Below are 18,823 nucleotides of genomic sequence, written 5' to 3' on the forward strand. Positions count from 1 at the left end.
CAAGCCCCTTCGAGAGCATCCCATGTCAACGATAGACATATTTCCAAGTTGGCGCGACATCGCGCGCGTCAGCGATGGTGATACGCTGGCACTTGCGCCTGCCGCTTGGGAGCGCATCGAATACGCAAGCCGCATTGTGGCGCGCATAGTCGAAAATGGCATACGCGCCTACGGCGTGAACACCGGGGTTGGCGCGCTATCGAACACAGTGGTCGAACCTGCTTTGCAGCAGCAACTTTCTCGCAACATTATCTTCAGCCACGCTTGCGGGGTTGGTGATCTGCTGCCGGAGCGCAGCATCCGTGCAATCATTGCATCGCAGGTGGCCAATTTTGCGCACGGCCACTCTGGAGTGAGACCAAAGATCGTTCTCAACTTGCTGAGCTTCCTGGAGCGAGGCTGCATCCCGGAGGTACCGTCGCGTGGGTCGGCGGGATATCTCACGCACAACGCACACATAGCGCTGGTATTGATCGGCGAGGGGAGGGCGCGCGTCGCCGGGCGTCGAATGAACGGACGTGACGCATTGGCCGCCATTGGCCTTGAACCTCTGGTGCTCGGCGCCAAGGAAGGCCTCAGCGTCGTCAACGGCACTGCCTGTGCTACCGGACTTTTGTGCGTGGCATTGGCTCGCGTCGAACGCCTTTTGCACTGGGCCGATGCAGCGGCAGCTCTAACGCTCGAAGCCGCTGGCGCTCAAATGGCGGCTTTTGACGAGCGAGTGCTCGCCATGCGACCGTCACCTGGCATCGAGGCGGTCGGCGCAACGCTGCGCGGGTTGCTTGAGGGCAGCGGTCTGATCGACGCGGCCCGCGGGCAGCGCACACAAGATGCGCTCAGCCTTCGCGCTGTGCCTCATGTTCATGGTGCCGCACTTGAGGTGATGGAACGTTCTGCACAACTGGTCGACCGCGAACTAGCTTCCGTCACGGACAATCCTGCCGTTGCGGGTACACTGGAGAACCCGTTGGTCTTTTCGGCGGCGCATGCAGTTGCGCCCGCGTTGGGTCAGGCTGCCGACAGTCTGACGATCGCTCTGGCTCAGGTGGCGGCTATGAGCGAGCGACGCATCGACCGTCTGGTCAATCCGCTGGTCAACAATCTGCCGGCGTTTCTCGCCAGCGAAGGCGGCTGCAATTCTGGCTTCATGATTGCGCAGTATACTGCCGCTTCGTTGAGCAACGTGAACCGCCGCCTGGCGGCCCCGGCCGCTACCGACGGAGGTGTTACCTCTGGCTTGCAGGAAGACTTTCTCGCCCATCCGACTGTCGCCGCAAATAAGCTACTGGCCGTTATCGACAACACCGAATACATCCTTGCAATTGAATTGATGGCGGCGGCTCAGGCGCACGACTTCCTGGCTCGCAAGGAGACGCGCGCCCCTCGAACGGAGGCGATCTATCGCACTGTTCGAGAGCACGTTGCACACTATGCAGACGACCGCCCGCTATCATGGGATATGGAAACGCTTCGCGATTTCATCCGTGAGATGGATGTGCCCAAAGGCCCGACCAAATAGGCGGAAGCTGGGGAGGCGACAGCTCTTTGGCAAGCAACAAGCCCCGACTGTACGAACTGAACGGATTGGCAAGCTCAGACGGCCCTGCAATCGGATGAATGATGCCTGCAAGATCTCCCGCCTGAACCTCGTCTCCCACGGCCACGGCAGGCTCGAAGATCCCCGACCGGCGCGTAGGTGAAGGCTTGCGGCCATCGACCCGCATGGATCGTGTCGGCCCAGCCGACTCAATGATGGCGTCGGGCAGGATGCCCAGATGGTTCAGCGTACGTAGCGCACTGTCTCGCGCGAGCGTTTCGCCCGCCCGTGATAGTGTTGGCGTCTCCGGTCCATGGGGCAACGTGCTGCGCCGGCGGTTGTTCCGACTGCAGTCGGCAAATCGTGACCGACATCGCTGCCGTGAGCCGCAGCCATCGCGGCTGGGAGGGGAGATTGCGGCCGGGCCGGGTCGCCTCGTCCCGGCCGCGCGCGCTGCCCGGAACGACAATGAGGAACCCGAGGGCAGGAACCCGATCGCCCTCACTGCATTTGGGAAGGAAGCGACGGCAGACTTTCTCATGAAGGAAACGACAATGGCCAAAACTCCGAGCGCCTCGGCACGCAAGCTTGTCACGGTTCATGATCAGAAGCTGGAACGCGGCGGAGGCGGGGAACTGCACCAGACGGCAGCGGGCGACACCCCCATCCTCACCACGGCGCAGGGCGGGCCCGTTGCGGACGACCAGAATTCGCTGAAGATCGGGTCGAGAGGCCCGACCGCGCTCGAGGATTTCCATTTCCGCGAGAAGATCTTCCATTTCGACCACGAGCGCATTCCCGAACGAGTGGTGCATGCCCGCGGCTACGGCGCCCATGGCTATTTCGAAACCTACGATTCACTGGCCGCCTACACCCGGGCGGACCTGTTTCAGCGGGCGGGGGAGAAGACGCCGGCTTTCGTCAGGTTTTCCACCGTCGCCGGCAGCAAGGGCTCGGCCGATCTTGCGCGCGATGTGCGCGGCTTCGCCGTCAAGCTGTACACAAAGCAAGGCAATTGGGATCTGGTCGGCAACAACATTCCCGTGTTCTTCATCCAGGACGCGATCAAGTTCCCCGACATCATTCATTCGGTGAAGCCCGAGCCCGATCGGGCCTTTCCCCAGGCGCAGTCGGCGCATGACAATTTCTGGGACTTCATCAGCCTGACGCCTGAATCGATGCACATGATCATGTGGGTGATGTCGGACCGTGCGATCCCGCGATCGTTCCGCTTCATGGAAGGTTTTGGCGTCCATACCTTCCGCTTCGTCAACGCCAAGGACGAATCGACCTTCGTCAAGTTCCACTGGAAGCCGAAGCTCGGCCTGCAGTCGGTGGTCTGGAATGAGGCGGTCAAGATCAATGGCGCCGATCCCGACTTCCATCGTCGCGATCTCTGGCAGGCCATCCAGTCGGGCAATTTCCCCGAATGGGAAATGCGCGTCCAGCTCTTCGACCAGGACTTCGCCGACAGCTTCGATTTTGACGTGCTCGATCCGACCAAGATCATTCCCGAAGAAATTCTCGAGCCGGTTCCGGTCGGCCGCCTGGTGCTCGACCGGATGCCCGACAACTTCTTCGCCGAGACGGAGCAGGTCGCCTTCATGACCCAGAACGTGCCGCCAGGCATCGATTTCTCCAACGACCCGCTGCTCCAGGGGCGCAACTTCTCCTATCTCGACACCCAGCTGAAGCGGCTCGGCAGCGCCAACTTCACCCATCTGCCCATCAACGCACCCAAATGCCCGTTCCACCACTTCCAGCAGGACGGCCACATGGCGATGCGCAATCCCGTCGGCCGCGTGAACTACCAGCCCAATTCATTCGGCGAGGGGCCCCGGGAATCGCCCCGGCAAGGATTCCGCTCCTTCGCCGATGCAGAGGAGGGGCAGAAGGTGCGCCTGCGCGCGGAGAGCTTTGCCGATCATTACAGCCAGGCCAGGCAGTTCTTCCACAGCCAGACCGGCCCGGAACAGCGCCACATCGCCATGGCCCTGACCTTCGAGCTGAGCAAGGTCGAGACCCCGGTGATCCGCGAACGCATGGTCGCGCACCTTCTGAACATCGATGAAGGGCTGGCCGAGACCGTCGCCGACAAGCTCGGCATCAAGAAGCTTCCGGCGCCGGCGGCCGCCGCGGTTGCGCCCCGCGACGACCTCCAGCCGTCGCCTGCGCTCAGCATCATCGAGAATGGGCCCGACAGCTTTGCCGGCCGCAAGGTCGGCGTGCTAGTCAGTCCCGGTGCCGATGCCTCGCTGTTGAAGAAGCTCCAGACGGCGATCGAGAAGGAGGGCGCGGTGATGGAGGTCGTGGCGCCGAAGGTCGGCGGTGTCGAAGCAGCCGACGGAAGCTGGATCGAGGCCCGGCACATGATCGACGGCGGGCCATCGGTTCTGTTCGATGCGGTCGCTCTGCTTGTTTCGGAACAGGGAGCGGAGCGCCTGACGGGCGAAGCGGCGGCGCGCGACTTCGTCGCCGATGCGTTCGCCCACTGCAAGTTCATCGCCTTCACCCCGGAAGCGGTGCCGCTGCTCGAGAAGGCCGGGGTCGATGCGGAAGCCGACGAAGGCCTTGTGCCTCTCGTCGATGCGAAGGCGACAAAGGCATTTGTCGAAACCTGCCGCAAGCTCCGGCTGTGGGGCCGGGAGAAGGCCGTCAAACTCTAGGCAATGAGCCGCCATGGGAGCCGAACATGCAAGTCACCCGGACGGAAATCGAACAGGACCTCTCGGCTGAGGCCTATCCCATTTTGCGCGTCATGTTCAAGGGAGAGGGGGGCGAGTGTGTCATTGTCGACATGGCCGACGTTGACGCGCTTGCGGGCGACGAAGAGGCAGCAATCGAACGGGCGAAGGCCGTGCTCGTCCAGACCGCCACATTCGACACTGCCGTCAACGACTATGACGCCCAAAGCAATGGCAACTTCGATCAGGTCACAAAAACGCAGGTGACGGATCGCGATGGCGGGATCTACGTCTTCGAGTATCGCGACGGCGACGGCTCTCGGCGGGTTCCGCCCTCGACGATGCCGAGTTTGGAGGCCGCTCGTGAGGAAGCGCTTCGATGTGCGGTCGAACTGCTGGCAGACCTCGACCTGAATACCGGGCCCATCCCCGACTGGCTCATCCGGATCTATGACGGCCACGGCAATCTTCTTGCAGTCGTCGACGTACACCAGGCGGATGCGGCTCGCCAGACGACCGATCGGAAGGCGGACAGTGGTGACGGATCGTAGGGAGAGTTCGGGGCCGGCGCGTGCGGCTCCTTTGGGCGATCGGATGCCGGGAACGGGATGATGGCGGCCCAGGGTCTGGCACATGGGCCGTTGGGCCGAAACTGCCTCCATTTGTGCGTCGACATGCAGCGGCTGTTTGCGCCGGGCGGCCCGTGGTCGGTTCCCTGGGCACAGAAAATACTGCCCGCCATCGAGGAGCTTGCCGGCACCCATGCCCGTGACACCTTGTTCACGCGCTTCGTTCCCGCCGCCCGTCCGGGCGAGGGGCCCGGCATGTGGGCGCGGTATTACCGCCGCTGGGCGGACGTCACCCTGACACGCATGGACCCGGCTTTTGTGCGGTTGCTGCCGTCGCTGGAGCGGCTTGTTCCTCCCGCCCGAGTGTTCGACAAGCACGTCTACTCGCCATGGACCGAGGGGCGTCTTGACGCGTTGCTCGGGTCGGAGTTCGACACGCTCGTCATCACCGGCGGCGAAACCGACGTTTGTGTCCTCGCCACCGTCCTTGGGGCGATCGATCGCGGATATCGGGTCGTGCTGGCGACGGACGCATTATGCAGTTCTTCCGACGAGACGCATGACGCCCTCATGAAACTGTATCACGCCCGGTTCAGCGAGCAGGTCGAAGCGGTGACGACCGAGGATATCCTGCAGAACTGGCGCTGATCGGGGCTTCGACAACGCCGGCGCACCGGCGCTGCCGTGCCGCCCAGCCATCTTCCGCCCGCCTTCCCGCAAGATTGTGTTTGCCGCACGCCTGTCGGGCACGAGGCGATTGCGGAAGCGGTCGCGGATATGGGCATTGAAGAAGCGCCCCTTCGACAAGGCCCTGCGGAATGCGGCGTAGGTTTCCGGCGGCACGTCCTCATAGTCGTAGCGCTTGCCGCTCACCACGAACCAGACGGACAGAACCCGGGTTTGCGGATCGTAGGCGGCTTCGCGGATCGAGCTCGAAGGCATTTCGCTCAGGCTCCCGCCGCATGGCGCAAGGCATCCTGCTCAGGGCACGAGACCGGGGCGCAACGTTATGCATGCCCGACGGCGTTCGGCTGGCATAGGCAAGACCTGCGTCAGGCATCATCGCGACTGGTAGCGGACCTCGTCGTCGCGCTCGCTGCCGGCCGCCCAAGGCGCCTGCGGCACTTGCAATGAGGCGCCGATGGCAAGCGACAGGGCGCTCAGCAATGCAAAGGTGGCGCTCGCCTTGGCGCAAACCGCTAACCACGGCTCTGCTCGAACCATATCCCCGCCTGGCCGTTGAAGGGTCATTCGGCAATGGAGAGTGCAATGAAAAGCTGGCTCAGGGACAACGGCCTCACCCTTACGTTGATGCTTGTCTTTCTGGTGACGATCCTGGGAATGGCGATCGCGGGTTTCGCCCATGAGAGCCGCCAACTGGTGCTGCACCGGGAACCGCCGCTGAGTTTTCTGGCCTATCTCGGCTCGGGTTCGTTTCTCTCGGCGGTTTTCGAGAATTGGGAGAGCGAGTTTCTCCAGATGAGCGCCTATGTGATGCTGACCGCGTTTCTGTTCCAGCGCGGGTCGGCGGAATCGCTCGATCCCGATGATCCTCACAGGCCGGGGGACACGCCGCCGGCCAGGCTGCGCGGCCGCATCAGGAGGTGGCTCTACGCCTATGGATTGGGTTTGAGCCTTGCCGGCCTGTTCGTGGTTTCATTCACCATCCACTGGCTGGCAAGTGCGGCTGCCGCCAATGAAGAAGCCGCACGGCATGGCGGCGAGATCAAATCCGTCGCGAGCTATCTGTTCGACCCGCTGCTGTGGTTCGAATCCTTCCAGAACTGGCAGTCGGAATTTCTTTCGACGGCGATGCTGGTCGTGCTGTCCATCTTCCTGCGTTTCAAAGGCTCGCCCGAGTCGAAGCCTGTCTCCGCCCCGCACAGTCGGACGGGAACCTGAGCGATCGGGGCAAGGTTACGCCACAGCGGGCGGAGGAGGCTACTTGATGTCCACCCTGGCGCGCGCTTCGGAACCACGGCGGCGCGACAGTGGGCCGGCAAGAACCCGCCTGAGGAAGGGTTGCGGCGGCGGTGACGGGGCAGGGGCGGCGCCGTTCTCCACCGCGCGGTTGCGCTTGCGCAGCCGCGCGGCATCCTGGAGCAGGGCGCCCGCCCAGCGATAGACATTGTTGGTGCTGACGACCTCACGCAGCCTGTGCATGCGCTCGCGCTGCTCGTCCTCAGGCATGGTGATCGCATGCTGCATGGCTTCGGCCATCGCCGACGGATCGAACGGATTGACGATAAGTGCGTCGAGCAGCTCCCGCGATGCCCCAGCGAAGGTGCTGAGGATCAGCACGCCCTGTTCGTCGTCGCGGGAGGCGACAAATTCCTTGGCGACCAGGTTCATCCCGTCATGCAGGCTGCTGACCACGCAGGCGTCCGCGGCGCGGTAGGCGGTGTAGATATCGGACTGGTTGTGGTGTTGGTCGAGCAACAGGATCGGCTGGTAGTCCTTGTCGCCAAAACGCCTGTTGAACGCGTCGACGAAGGCCCGGCATTCGGCGTGCAGTTCGCGATAGGCGGGCAAGGTGCCGCGGCTGGGGGCGGCGATCTGCACGAAGACAAGCTTGCCCACCCATTCGGGATAGCGCTCAAACAGCTGCTGGAAGGCGAGGAAACGATCGAGAATCCCTTTGGTGTAATCTAGTCGCTCGACGCCGACCAGCAGCTTGGTTTGCGGATCGAGACCGTGACGGCTCAACATCCTGTCGCGACATTCCTGCACCGTGGGCTGCGTCGCAAGGGCTGCTGGCGGCCATTCGATCGAGATCGGATAAGGGTGAACCAGTGTCGTCTGGCCGCCATAGGAGATCGAGGAATGCTCGCGCTCGATGCGGCTTTCGAGGAAGCGGTCGACGCTGTCGGTGAAATTGTTGCAATGGAACTGGATGTGGAAGCCGACGACCGAGCTGCCGAGCAGGCCATCGAGGATCTGTTCGCGCCAAGGACAGATGCTGAACACTTCGGGGTTCGGCCAGGGAATGTGCCAGAAGGTGACGATCGTTGCGTCCGGCAGCTTGTCGCGGACCATGCGGGGCACAAGCGCGAAATGGTAGTCCTGGACGAGGACCACGGGATCCGGCGTGCGGGCTTCGGCGACGATGCGGTCCGCAAACTTCTGGTTGACGGCGCGATAGGCCTCCCAGTCGGATTCGCGGAAGATCGGGCGGGTGAACACGATGTGGCAGAGCGGCCAGAGCCCGTCATTGGCGAAGCCGAGATAATATCCCTTCTGCTCCTCCTCGCTCAACCAGACGCGGCTCAGCGTGTAGCGCGGCCCGTCGGGCGGGACTTCGATCCGGTCGTGCCGGTCGACGACCATCCTGTCGGCGGTGCCGCCGCCATGGGCAATCCATGTGCCGGCACAGGCGCGCATGACAGGCTCCAGCGCCGACACAAGACCGCTCGCCGGCACGATCAGTTCGACCTTGCCGTTTTTCAGATTGTGGATGTAGGGCTCCCTGTTGGAGACGAGTATGATCTCGGCGTCGGGGAGCTCGCTTTCGATGACATGACGCATCGTGTCTGCCGTCCATGCGATCATCGGGGTTTCGGCAAGCCGATTGTTCTGTTCGAATTCCGGCAGCAGCTGCCGCGGCGGCTCTTGCGCGGTTCGCCGCGCCTGGCCGGCGTCGTCGGCTCTCGGCACCGGACGCCGACGCCATGCGGCAATCGATATAGCAATGGCGATCGCCGACATTGCCACCGCCACGAGAGCCACGCTCGCCAGGTTCAGGAATGCAGGGTCGTATGTCATGCCGCCGCTTGAAATGAATGGAACAGGTTACAGAAGCTGAACTCGTCCGGCGTGGATCGGTTCCTCCGTTTGGACAGTTTGGCCCTTCGTCCTGGTCAGCTCCGCACCACAAGCGGCGCACGGCCTTCGTCACGGGCATCAAGGAACGCGGCAACCCGGTCGCCGACACGCTGGAAATTGAGGTCGACCTGCGCCCGTCCTACGCGCAGGCGTCTGACCGTCAGCGTGTCGATGCCGATCGGCAGCCTTGGCCGGGTGACCCTGATTTCGTTCTCGAACCCGTCTATCTCGAGGCCAAGGCAGGCCTGCATCAGCATGAAGGCCGACCCCGACGACCAGGCTTGCGGCAGGCAGGCGACCGGATAGGCCACCGGCGCTTCGCCCGGCGCCCTGGTGAAGCCGCAAAACAGTTCGGGCAGGCGCATGTTGAAATGGACGGCGGATTCGAACGTGCCGCTCACCAGCCGGACGAGGCTGTCGCGTTCGCCGTAACGCGCCATGCCGGCGCCACATATGGCGGTGTCGTGTGGCCAAATGGAACCGTTGTGATAGGACATCGGATTGAACGGGATTTCGTCGTCGGCAAGGGTGCGGATGCCCCATCCGGTCTGAAAGCCTGCAGCCAGAAGCTGGTCGACGAGGCGCCGCGCACGTTCCGGCGACGGCAATCCGACGAAAAGCAGGTGCCCGGCATTGGAGGCGCGAACCTCGCAAGGCCTGCTCTCGCCATCCAGCGCCAGCGCGTAGAATCCCTGGCTGTCCATCCAGAAATGGCGTTCGACAGCGGCACGCATGCTCTCGGCGCAATCCGCCCACCTTTTCGCCTTCGCCCCGTCGCCCCGGCGGGTCGCGAGGTCGGCGAGGCCGTGATAGGCGGCAAAGGCGTAGCCCTGGACTTCGACGAGGGCGATCGGGCCTCTGGGAATGCGCCCGTCGGCATGGAAGACGGCGTCGGAGCTGTCCTTCCAGCCCTGGTTCGACAAGCCTGTGTCGGCGGCGCGCTGGTAGGCGACGAAGCCATGTTCGTGGCTGGCCCGCATCGCATCGATCCAACCGGCTGCGGCGCACAGCGACGGCCAGAGGTCGTCGATGAAGGCCATGTCGCCGGTGCGTCGGGCGTAGGCGCCGGCGAGATAGACGAAGAGCGGCGTGGTGTCGACGCCGCCATAATAGCGGCCGAATGGCAGCTCGCGTAGCGCCGTCATCTCGCCCTTGCGCGTCTCATGCATGATCTTGCCGGGCTGTGAATCGCTGAATGCAAGCGTCTCGGTGGCCTGGTGCTGCGCCAAGAACGCCAACACACCCTTGGCAAGGCCGGGATTGAGCCACAGCATCTGCAACGCCGAGATCACGCCGTCGCGCCCGAAGGCCGTCGAGAACCAGGGTATGCCCGCATAGGGATAAGGACCGGTCGGCAGTTCCGTCGTCAGGAGTGCGATGTCGGCGCGTGCGCGCGACATCCAGTCGTTGAAGACCCGACCCGAACTGTGCAGCGTCGCGCCGTGCCGGCGCTTGGCGCGCATGCGCCAGCGGGCGTGGGCGGCGGCCGAACGATGGCGCTCGCGGCTGGGTGGCGCGACATGGCTTGCGCCAACCTCGACGAACAATGAGCCGCCGCCGCGGCGGGCGAGGGTCATGCGAAAATCGGCGCTTGCAGCGCTGAGTTGCACCGGCTGCTCGGAAAACGAAATGACGGACTGGCGGACCATCGTGTCGAGGCCTTCGTAGCGGAGGACGACATGATCGGCAGAGGTTTCGCTGGCAAATGTCTTGCCGCGCTTCTGGCGCGCGGTTCCGCGCACTTCGAACATGTCGCGAAAGTCCGCGTCGAACTCCAGAGACACCGGGACCAGCAGCTCCCTGTCACTGTAATTGGCAAGCCGGATGCGCTCGAACATCCTGTCTTGCCAGAGCAGCCGCGACCGTTCGACATGAATGATCCCCTGCGGCAACTGCTCCAGCGGCATATTGGTCATGTTGGCGGTAAAGACGATGTTGTCCTGGCTGAGCGAGGCGCCGAGCAGCGTCGGCTCGCGTCCGCCCACCCGCAACCGCAACAGCGACAGCACACGCGTGTCGTCGCGGAACAGGCCGTCGCCTCTGCCCTGTATGTCGCCGCGATCGTTGGCAACGACAAAACAATCGCCGTCCTTGAGGGCGAACTGCCGATGCGGGGTCCTGGGTGGCGCATCGTCGAGCGCGGCAAGCGCCACGGCGGGGTCGAGCTGGCGTTCGTCGAGTTGTGCCATGTTCCCTCCCGTTGGGGTGTGCGTTGTCCAACTGTTCAGCCGCCATGCATGCGCACCAGTTGTGCGTAGGCGTCGGCGTATTGCCGGACCATGCGTTCGGCTGAAAAGCGCCTGTCGAAGACGGCGCGTATCCTGACGCGATCGAGCCGGACCACCTGATGGACCGCTGATATCGCCGCCTCGACCGTGTCGACGACCGCCCCGGTCACCCCTTCGTCGATGATCTCGCCCATGGCGCCGTTGTTCCAGGCGACGACGGGTGTGCCCAAGGCCATCGCCTCGATCACCACCAGGCCGAACGGTTCCGGCCAGTCGATCGGAAACAGCAGCGCGGCGGCGTTGCCGAGAAGTTCCTGCTTGTCGGCATCGCCGACTTCGCCGATGAACTGGACGTTGACGCCGTCGATCAGGGGCTGGATCCGATCGTGGAAATAGGCGCGGTCGTCGTCGCCGATCTTGGCGGCGATCTTGAGCTTGTAACCGCTCCCGCGCGCGATCCTTATGGCCCTGTCCGGCCGCTTGTCCCGCGACAGCCGGCCCAGAAACACCAGGTAGTCGCCTGACCCAGTCCACTTCTCGTTCTCTGGTCCGCGCGGCGGCAGGCCATGCTGGATCGTCGCCAGCCAGTTGGCGTCGGCGAGCGGAAGTCGCTGCCGGTCGGAAATCGAGATCATCGGAAAGCCGGGCCAGCGCTTGTAGGCTCCGGGAAGGTCGCGGTAGTCCAGGCGGCCATGCGGTGTCGTCACCGTCTTGCCCGCCATCTCCTCGAAGAAGGGGAAATGCACGAAGTGGCTGAGATGGAAATGGATGACGTCGAACTCGGTGGCCCGGCTGCGCACCTCATGTAACTGCGCGAGATGGGCCGCGATCGCCGAAACCGGCGGATTTGGGTCGAGGCGCAGCGCACAATCCCTCGACGCGACCAGGGTCGCACGTGTGGTGGAGTCGCCGCTGGCAAACAGCGTGACGTCGTGGCCGAGCTCGACAAGTCCGTCGGCCAGATACGAAATGATCCGTTCGGTACCACCATAAAGACGCGGCGGCACACTCTCATAGAGCGGCGCAACCTGGGCAATCTTCATCGTTTTCCGCCGTCCTTCCAAGGCAAAACATCTCCCATCCCGTGTTGAAATCGTCCCCGGCGACGATGGTTCCCGTGAAAGTGCCGATTGGCCGGGCGCGCCTCGTCGCTCGGACATCGCGTCCCGGCTCGGGAACGAATGGGGCCCTTGCCGGTTAACTCCCCATCCTCAAACGAGAAGAAGATGCGATGTATGCCTTGGCGCTTGCCACCGATTACGATGAAACCCTTGCCGACCATGGCACCGTCACGCCGGGTGCGCTGGAGGCGATAAGGAAGCTGAAGGAGTCCGGCCGGAAGCTCATTCTGGTTACCGGACGCGAACTGCCCGATCTCAAACGGGTCTTTCCCGAACACGACATCTTCGACCGGATCGTCGCCGAAAACGGCGCGCTGCTCTATACGCCCGCGACGCGGACGTCGCGGCAGCTGGCACCGCCGCCGCCGCCGAAATTTGTCGATCGGCTTCGCAAAAGAGGCGTCGAGCCGCTCTATGTCGGCGAGACGATCGTCGCCACGCTTGTTCCCAACGAAACCATCGTGCTGGAGGAAATACGCAGCCTCGGGCTCGAACTTGAGATCATCTTCAACAAGGGCGCGGTGATGGTGCTGCCGAGCGGTCTGAACAAGGCCACAGGCCTTCTAGCGGCCCTGGAAGACCTGGAATTGTCTGCGCACAATGTCATCGGCATCGGTGATGCCGAGAACGACCATGCCCTGTTGCGCACAGTCGGTTATGGCGTGGCGGTTGCAAACGCCCTTCCAACGCTCAAGGAGACGGCCGACCGTTCAACGCGGGCGGCGCGCGGTGCCGGTGTGATCGAGTTGGTCGACCTCATCCTCGACAAGGACGCCAGCCTGATGGACACGGCAAGGCAACGCGTGGAGGTCGGTTCCGACGCTGCAGGCACAGCTTCGGTGATCTCGCCTTATGGCGGCTGCAGTCTGATCGCCGGCACCTCGGGCATCGGCAAGTCGACGCTTGCCACCCTGTTGACGGAACGCTTCTCCAAGAAGGGCTACCAGTTCTGCGTTCTGGACCCCGAAGGCGACTACAGCCACCTCGACAACGTCGTGGTGGTCGGCGACGCCGATGCGGCGCCGAACCTGCGCGAAATCCTGGACCTGCTCGCCAAGCCGACGAACAACGTCGCCGTCAACATGCTGGGCCTGAAGACCGACGAGCGGCCCGATTATTTCGCCAAGCTTCTGCCCGAGCTGGCTTCGCTGCGGGCGCGCAAGGGCCGGCCGCATTGGCTCGTCATCGACGAGGCCCATCACCTCCTGCCGTCCGCAAGGGTCGGCGACTCCTTCGCCCTGCCCAAGGAATTGCCGGCGACCATCCTGGTCACCGTCCATCCCGATCTCGTGTCAAAGGACGTGCTGCAGAAGGTGGAGGTGGTGATGGCGCTTGGGCCGGAGGCCGACCAGGTCTTCGACTGCTTTTCCCAGGCGATCGGCGTCGACCGCCCGAAGGGCATCGCTCCTTTGTCGGAGCAGCAGATCCTGTTTTGGGACCGGGCATCGGGCCGGCCTGCAAAGGCGATCGTGGTCGACAGACCCAGACAGGCGCGCAAGCGCCACAAGCGCAAATATGCGGAGGGCGATCTGGGCGACAGCAGCTTCTATTTCCGCGGGCCCGAAGGCGCGATGAGATTGAAGGCGCAGAACCTCATGATGTTCCTCCACATCGCCGAAGGCATCGACGACGCGACCTGGGAGCATCATCTCAGGGCCGGCGACTATTCCGCATGGTTCAGCGACAAGGTCAAGGACAAGGAACTGGCCACCGAGGCCCGCGCGATCGAACAAAACAAACGGTTGGCGCCGGGCCAGAGCCGCGCCGCGATCGCGGATGCCGTGCGCAGCCGTTATACCGGGACCACCGGTTAGCCTGATGCGTGACCTGAAGGTTCGCCGAGTTGGCCGCGACCGATCAGATCGGGCATCCGCCTGACCAGGCTGGCCAGCGCCGGCTCGTCGACCAGGGTCGCCGCATCCTCCGGGCGCAGCCATTTGCGGCCGCGCTCGTCTTCTTCCTTCCAGCTGTCGAGCACCGTCTCGACCGCCATCGGAAAAACCCGGACGATGACCGGGACGAAGCCGACCGGCAGCCTCTTCCAGTAGCGAAAGGTTCCGATCGGCACCCTTGCCATCTGCCCGACCACGCCGGCTTCCTGTCGCGCTTCGCATGCCGCTGCGGCCGCCGGACTCTTCTTTTTCATCGGCCAGCCCTTCGGCACGACGAAGCGCCGGGTTCCGCGCGAGGTGATGAGCATCACCCGCATCGACCCATCCGCAGCCAGCCGATAGGGCAGCGCCGCAACCTGGCTGGCGGGATCACCCTTGATCGCCGAACGGATGGCGCGTTTTTTCCGCTTGTTCATGATCACAGGCTCGCCGCGCCCTTGCGGACACGACTGGCGCCGAGTTGCTCAAGCGCCAGGCGAACCAGGCGCAGTTCCGCCTGCCAGCCGTCGTCGGAATTCATAGCACTTTCGGAAGCCGCCCGTTGCAAGGCGCGCGCATCGTCTTCGAGGTGGCGGAGGCGCTGTATCTTGATTTCGCGCGAGGACTGCGGATCTTTGAGAATTTTCCGTATCAGTTCTTCGTAAGGCGTATCCATGACGACACCCGAATTGTCCACTGCATCGGAAGACAATGACTGGTGTGCGGCTTGGTTCCGTCTTGCCTCCTCAATGAGCGGTTAGCTGGGAGTGGATCAACAGCCGGCCAGCCAGAAAAGACCGCGGTACCGCAGACCACGGCCGGATGAAACCAGCAGCTCGAGCATTGCGGTGGTTTCCTGTCAAAAGCCGTACTGCAGGATGATCGAGGCTAGCGCACCGAAGATCACCGCCAAGTATACCTTTTCCTCTGCGGACATATCGCACCTGCGACGGCTTTCTCCGCCCCCCTCATTGAAGGACGCAACCGGACATAGGGCATGAGCCTCCGAAGAAAACCTCGCAAAACCAGATTGGCTTGCGACCGCGCCGCCATCAGGGGGACGAAGCCTGACCGAGGTGCCGCTCGTCCACCCTCCGTCCACGGGCGGCGCATCGGCGGTTCTGCGCTCGAAGACATGCAGCACAGCCGTCAGGCTGCCTGAATTTTGAAGGGCATCACTGCCGCGTTATGCAGGGGGACACGGAACGAGGCGGTAGAAAGTTCGGAACCAGCCCGGTCGCGATGCGTTGGCCTTCAGATACCCTGAACCCGAGGAGGTCTGAATGAACAATCTCATCGAAAGCGACAAGGTAATCGGAACCGAAGTTTACGGACCAGATGGTGCTCATATCGGCGAGGTCGAACGACTGATCCTTGAGAAGGTCGACGGTCGCGTGGCGCATGCCGTGCTGAGTTTCGGCGGCTTTCTCGGCATGGGGCAGGATCGTTATCCGTTGCCGTGGAACAAGCTGACCTACAACGATGACCTGGGCGGCTTCCAGGTCGACATCTCCAAGGAGCAGCTCGAAGGAGCGCCGACTTATACTGAGGACGGCTATGATTGGTCCGAGGAGAACAACCGGCGTATTTACCATCATTATGGCGCCCAGCCCTACTGGTAACTCCACAGGAGAGGGGTAACAATGTGACGACCGACAAGATTCTCGGTCTGGCGCGAGGCGTGGCAAGCTGTTGCCACGCCTCGTTTTGCGCCGGCAATCGGCTCCCTCGCTGCCCCGCTGCCAAAGGTCCGGTACCAAGGGGTCAATGTGCCAAGGAGTAATGCGCCTCGCGACGTTTGCGTGTGGCTGCGGCCTTCTTTGCCGATGTCGAGCGAGCGTGCCGAAGCCGAACGGCGCGCAGCGGCTTCGCCGCCGGTCTTTCCGCCCTTCCAGGCTGAGCCGTTGCTTTCGGGTTTGCCGCCGCCCGAACCCTTGATCACCGTCGCCCACGCCCGTCTCTCCGCGTCAACGGCCAGAGACGCCGCGGTCCTTATAACCCTCCTCGATATGCTCGTCTCAGGCGGATCATCGACCTTTTTCGATTCCTTCCGCCCCACCACGACATCCGCTAAACCAACGACGTTGGCTTAGCGCTCGACTGCAAGCTTTCGCTCGCGTTCGAAGGTAGTGGTAGCCTTACCGCTGAAACCCGCCTCGACCGAATGCGCCAGGTGATGCCACCTATTCGCGATAAAGGTCCTGCGGCAGAGATTGGTTCCCAAGCGTCTTAGCCGCTCTGGCATTCGGCCGGTCAATGCTGCTCTCGCCAGAGTGCGGTCTGACAACTCAACCACCTTCGCCGTTGAACTCGTATGCGAGCATCAGAAGGCCCAAAAATCCTATTGCATAGACAAAAGAAACAAGTTACGTTTTTATTGTCTAGACAAAAGAGTGTCTCCTCCTTGCGCTCCGCCGCAAGCCGGGCAGCGACACCACCACAAATGTCACAAGGGGAACTTGGATGACCGCATCAAGACGCACTTTTCTCAAGGGCCTGGCGGTTGCGCCGGCTTTATTCGGCGGTCTGTCGTCGACAATTTCAGCCTACGCCCAGAAGGCCAAGGCGCATGGCGATCTGATCGTTGCGATCGCCAAGCCGGCGGGAAATCTCGATCCGCACAAATATATCGGCCTGTGGGCCGTGCAGGATCTCATGTTCGAGCCGCTCATGCGCTACGGCAAAAATGGCCAGATCGAACCGGCACTCGCGACCGAGTGGGCCGTCGAGGACAATGGCAAGCTGCTCCGCGTCAAGCTTCGTCAGAACGTGACCTTCCAGGACGGCACGTCCTGGGACGCTGAGGCCATGATGTGGAACCTGGATCGCTGGATCGGCAAGCCTGCCAATAACTGGATGAATTCTTCGCGGCTTTATTCCGGCCACAGGATCGTCGACCCGCACACGGTCGAGCTGCAGTTCAAGGAGCCGGTGCTCGGGCTCCTCTACGAATTCTCCTATGTCCGGCCGTCGCGCTTTCTCAGCCCAAAGTCGGTCGACAAGGATGGCAACTATCAGGCGCCGGTTGGAACCGGACCTTGGATCCAGGAAAGTGCGTCGAACAGCGAAAGCACCTTCAAGCGGTTCGATGGCTATTGGGGCGATCTGCCAACCTTCGAACACGTCGAGCTGAAGGTCCTGCCGGATTCACGCAGCCGCATGGCAGCACTTAGGGCAGGCGAGATCGATCTGGCCGGCGGCGACTACCTGGCTCCCATAAAGGCGACAGAAGCCAAAGCACTGGAAAGTGCTGGCATCCCGGTCACCGTAGAGACCGGAACGACGACGATCGTACTCGCCTACAACCCTGATCGGAACGAAGCGCTGAAAGACGTGCGTGTACGCAAGGCGATCAACATCGGCTTCGACAGGGCGGCGATCGGCCAGGTGCTTTACCAGAGCTTGGCCGAGCCGGCGGGCAGTCTGTTTCCCGCCAATGTTCCGCATGCCGGCAAGCGCTTTGATGTCGCCAAGCGCGACGTAGAGGCGGCCAAGGCATTGCTCGAGGTGGCAGGCTGGAGCGGTTCGGGGATCCGCGAAAAGGACGGCAAAAAGCTGTCGCTGGAACTGGTGGTCTCCGAAGAGCAGATGGCAGGCTCGCGCTCGCTCGGCGAAATCCTGCAGTCGCAGCTTGGCGAGATCGGCATCGAACTGACAATACGATCGGTCGACCATGCGTCGCGCCACAGTGACATCCCAGCGCGAAAATACGACATGGCGTTGTTCTACACCTTGGGCGCGCCCTACGAGCCGTTCGGAACGCTGGTCGGCCTGTTTCTGTCGACGTTCAACAATGGCGTCGACGGCAAGCTGTTCCTCGATCCGGCAAACCTCGACCCATTGGTGCTGGCAGCTACATCGGCATCGGAAGCCGACGTGGCGGGCGCGACACAGGCCATCTATGACTGGCTCTACAACGAGGTCGCGATTTCTCCGCTGTTCTACGCGCCGATCATCTGGGCGCATGCTCCGCGGGTCCAGGGCTTCACGCCACCGTCGACGGAATACGACCTTCCCTACAAAAACATCACCTTGGGCGCGTAAGGGCGAATCCGATGCTGACACTAGTTTCGCGCCGCTTGCGCAACTCGCTTGTCCTGCTGATGCTGGCGACGCTGCTCTGCTTCACTCTGGTAGTATCAGCGCCCGGCAACATCGCGGTCCTGATTGCGGAATTGCGCACACCCAAAGCTACCTTTGCCGACATCCACAAGATCGAGCTGGAACTCGGGCTAGACCAACCGATCGTCACCCGGTACTCGCACTGGCTCACCGGCGCCTTGCAGGGAAATCTCGGAATTTCCTACAAGACCGGTGAAGATATCGGGCCGGCCTTGTCCAGCCGCCTTCCGATCACCGCAACGCTTGTTGCCGGCGGTGCGACCTTTGCGATGCTCTTCAGCTTCGTGCTTGGCTTTGCTGGTGCGCTTTGGCCGGGACGGTTCGCCGATGTCGCCACCCGCACCATCGCCCTGCTTGGCGCTTCGATGCCATCGTTCTTCGTCGGCGCGCTTCTGATCTACGGATTGGCGGTACAGCTGCGGCTTTTGCCAACCTTCGGCTCGGAGGGACTTTCGAGCTGGATCCTGCCCTGGATCACGATCGGATTGCTGCCCGCCGCCGTGCTCAGCCGGGTAGTGCGTGTGGGCTTGGAAGAGGCGATGTCGCGGCCCTTTGCGCTGACCGCGGTTGCCAAGGGCCTGACACGGCGGACCATCCTTGTCCGGCATGCCCTGCCCAACATCGCACCGACCTACATCAATGCGCTGGGTGCCCAGACTGGTGCGATGGTGGTTGGCGCGGTTGTCGTGGAGCCGCTGTTTGCCCTCAAGGGCGTGGCCGACCTGTTCCTATCGGGTGTTCTGTTCCGCGACTTCATGGTCGTTCAGGCGTGCCTTCTGGTCTTCATATCGTTCTTTGTTGTCCTCAACCTCCTCGTCGACATCGGGATGATGTTCACCGATCCCAAACTTCGGCGCCAGGGAAGCTGA

At 62.8% G+C, this 18,823-nt stretch carries 15 protein-coding genes and 1 pseudogene; 9 read left to right on the forward strand and 7 right to left on the reverse strand.

Annotated features, from left to right (window positions below):
- Window positions 1–22 precede the first annotated feature (22 nt).
- The 4 genes from IHE39_RS16975 to IHE39_RS16990 all read left to right on the forward strand — a co-directional run bounded on the left by IHE39_RS16975 (window position 23) and on the right by IHE39_RS16990 (window position 5,438).
- Complete coding sequence (locus tag IHE39_RS16975; protein WP_192567283.1) at window positions 23–1,519, forward strand: HAL/PAL/TAL family ammonia-lyase; 1,497 nt, start codon at window positions 23–25, stop codon at window positions 1,517–1,519.
- A 572-nt stretch (window positions 1,520–2,091) separates the two neighbouring features.
- Window positions 2,092–4,203, forward strand: a complete 2,112-nt coding sequence (katE, locus tag IHE39_RS16980) for a catalase (RefSeq protein WP_192567284.1) — start codon at window positions 2,092–2,094, stop codon at window positions 4,201–4,203.
- Between the two features lie 26 nt (window positions 4,204–4,229).
- Entirely contained in the window at window positions 4,230–4,772 is a 543-nt protein-coding gene (locus IHE39_RS30685; RefSeq protein ID WP_246485527.1) for a DUF6894 family protein, read from the forward strand.
- A gap of 60 nt (window positions 4,773–4,832) precedes the next feature.
- Window positions 4,833–5,438, forward strand: coding sequence for a cysteine hydrolase family protein (locus tag IHE39_RS16990; RefSeq protein WP_192567509.1), 606 nt, complete (start codon window positions 4,833–4,835; stop codon window positions 5,436–5,438).
- Here the strand turns inward: IHE39_RS16990 and IHE39_RS31240 are convergent.
- Window positions 5,325–5,732, reverse strand: coding sequence for a KTSC domain-containing protein (locus IHE39_RS31240; protein WP_192567285.1), 408 nt, complete (start codon window positions 5,730–5,732; stop codon window positions 5,325–5,327). The two genes, IHE39_RS16990 and IHE39_RS31240, sit on opposite strands and share 114 nt — an antisense overlap.
- Before the next feature lie 327 nt (window positions 5,733–6,059).
- Between IHE39_RS31240 and IHE39_RS17000 the strand changes: the two genes are divergently transcribed.
- On the forward strand, window positions 6,060–6,692 hold the full coding sequence (locus IHE39_RS17000; RefSeq protein WP_192567286.1) for a DUF6766 family protein: 633 nt from the start codon (window positions 6,060–6,062) through the stop codon (window positions 6,690–6,692).
- Window positions 6,693–6,731: 39 nt separating this feature from the next.
- On the opposite strand, the gene IHE39_RS17005 is transcribed toward IHE39_RS17000, so the two are convergent.
- From IHE39_RS17005 to IHE39_RS17015, 3 genes are all read right to left on the reverse strand, one after another.
- A complete protein-coding gene (locus IHE39_RS17005; protein ID WP_192567287.1) occupies window positions 6,732–8,552 on the reverse strand; it encodes an alpha,alpha-trehalose-phosphate synthase (UDP-forming) in 1,821 nt (606 codons plus the stop codon).
- Window positions 8,553–8,647: 95 nt separating this feature from the next.
- A complete protein-coding gene (locus IHE39_RS17010; protein ID WP_192567288.1) occupies window positions 8,648–10,801 on the reverse strand; it encodes an amylo-alpha-1,6-glucosidase in 2,154 nt (717 codons plus the stop codon).
- 35 nt (window positions 10,802–10,836) lie between these two features.
- A complete protein-coding gene (locus IHE39_RS17015) occupies window positions 10,837–11,883 on the reverse strand; it encodes a glycosyltransferase family 4 protein (RefSeq protein WP_192567289.1) in 1,047 nt (348 codons plus the stop codon).
- Between the two features lie 188 nt (window positions 11,884–12,071).
- Here IHE39_RS17015 and IHE39_RS17020 point away from each other — a divergent pair, with 188 nt between their 5' ends.
- A complete protein-coding gene (locus IHE39_RS17020) occupies window positions 12,072–13,775 on the forward strand; it encodes an HAD family hydrolase (RefSeq protein WP_192567290.1) in 1,704 nt (567 codons plus the stop codon).
- Here IHE39_RS17020 and IHE39_RS17025 read toward each other — a convergent pair.
- Window positions 13,772–14,269, reverse strand: coding sequence for an NUDIX hydrolase (locus IHE39_RS17025; RefSeq protein ID WP_192567291.1), 498 nt, complete (start codon window positions 14,267–14,269; stop codon window positions 13,772–13,774). The genes IHE39_RS17020 and IHE39_RS17025 overlap by 4 nt on opposite strands.
- 2 nt (window positions 14,270–14,271) lie before the next feature.
- Window positions 14,272–14,508 (reverse strand): hypothetical protein, encoded by a 237-nt coding sequence (locus IHE39_RS17030; RefSeq protein ID WP_192567292.1) that lies wholly within the window; start codon window positions 14,506–14,508, stop codon window positions 14,272–14,274.
- Window positions 14,509–15,115: 607 nt separating this feature from the next.
- On the opposite strand from IHE39_RS17030, the gene IHE39_RS17035 reads away from it, so the two are divergent.
- Window positions 15,116–15,454, forward strand: a complete 339-nt coding sequence (locus IHE39_RS17035) for a PRC-barrel domain-containing protein (protein WP_192567293.1) — start codon at window positions 15,116–15,118, stop codon at window positions 15,452–15,454.
- 142 nt (window positions 15,455–15,596) lie between these two features.
- Here the strand turns inward: IHE39_RS17035 and IHE39_RS30695 are convergent.
- Window positions 15,597–15,841 (reverse strand): annotated as a pseudogene (locus IHE39_RS30695) (plasmid stabilization protein).
- 454 nt (window positions 15,842–16,295) lie between these two features.
- Here IHE39_RS30695 and IHE39_RS17040 point away from each other — a divergent pair.
- A complete protein-coding gene (locus IHE39_RS17040) occupies window positions 16,296–17,876 on the forward strand; it encodes an ABC transporter substrate-binding protein (protein WP_192567294.1) in 1,581 nt (526 codons plus the stop codon).
- Between the two features lie 11 nt (window positions 17,877–17,887).
- On the forward strand, window positions 17,888–18,823 hold the full coding sequence (locus tag IHE39_RS17045; RefSeq protein WP_184773661.1) for an ABC transporter permease: 936 nt from the start codon (window positions 17,888–17,890) through the stop codon (window positions 18,821–18,823).

Source organism: Aminobacter carboxidus (assembly GCF_014863355.1).
GTDB classification, from domain to species: Bacteria; Pseudomonadota; Alphaproteobacteria; order Rhizobiales; family Rhizobiaceae; genus Aminobacter; species Aminobacter carboxidus.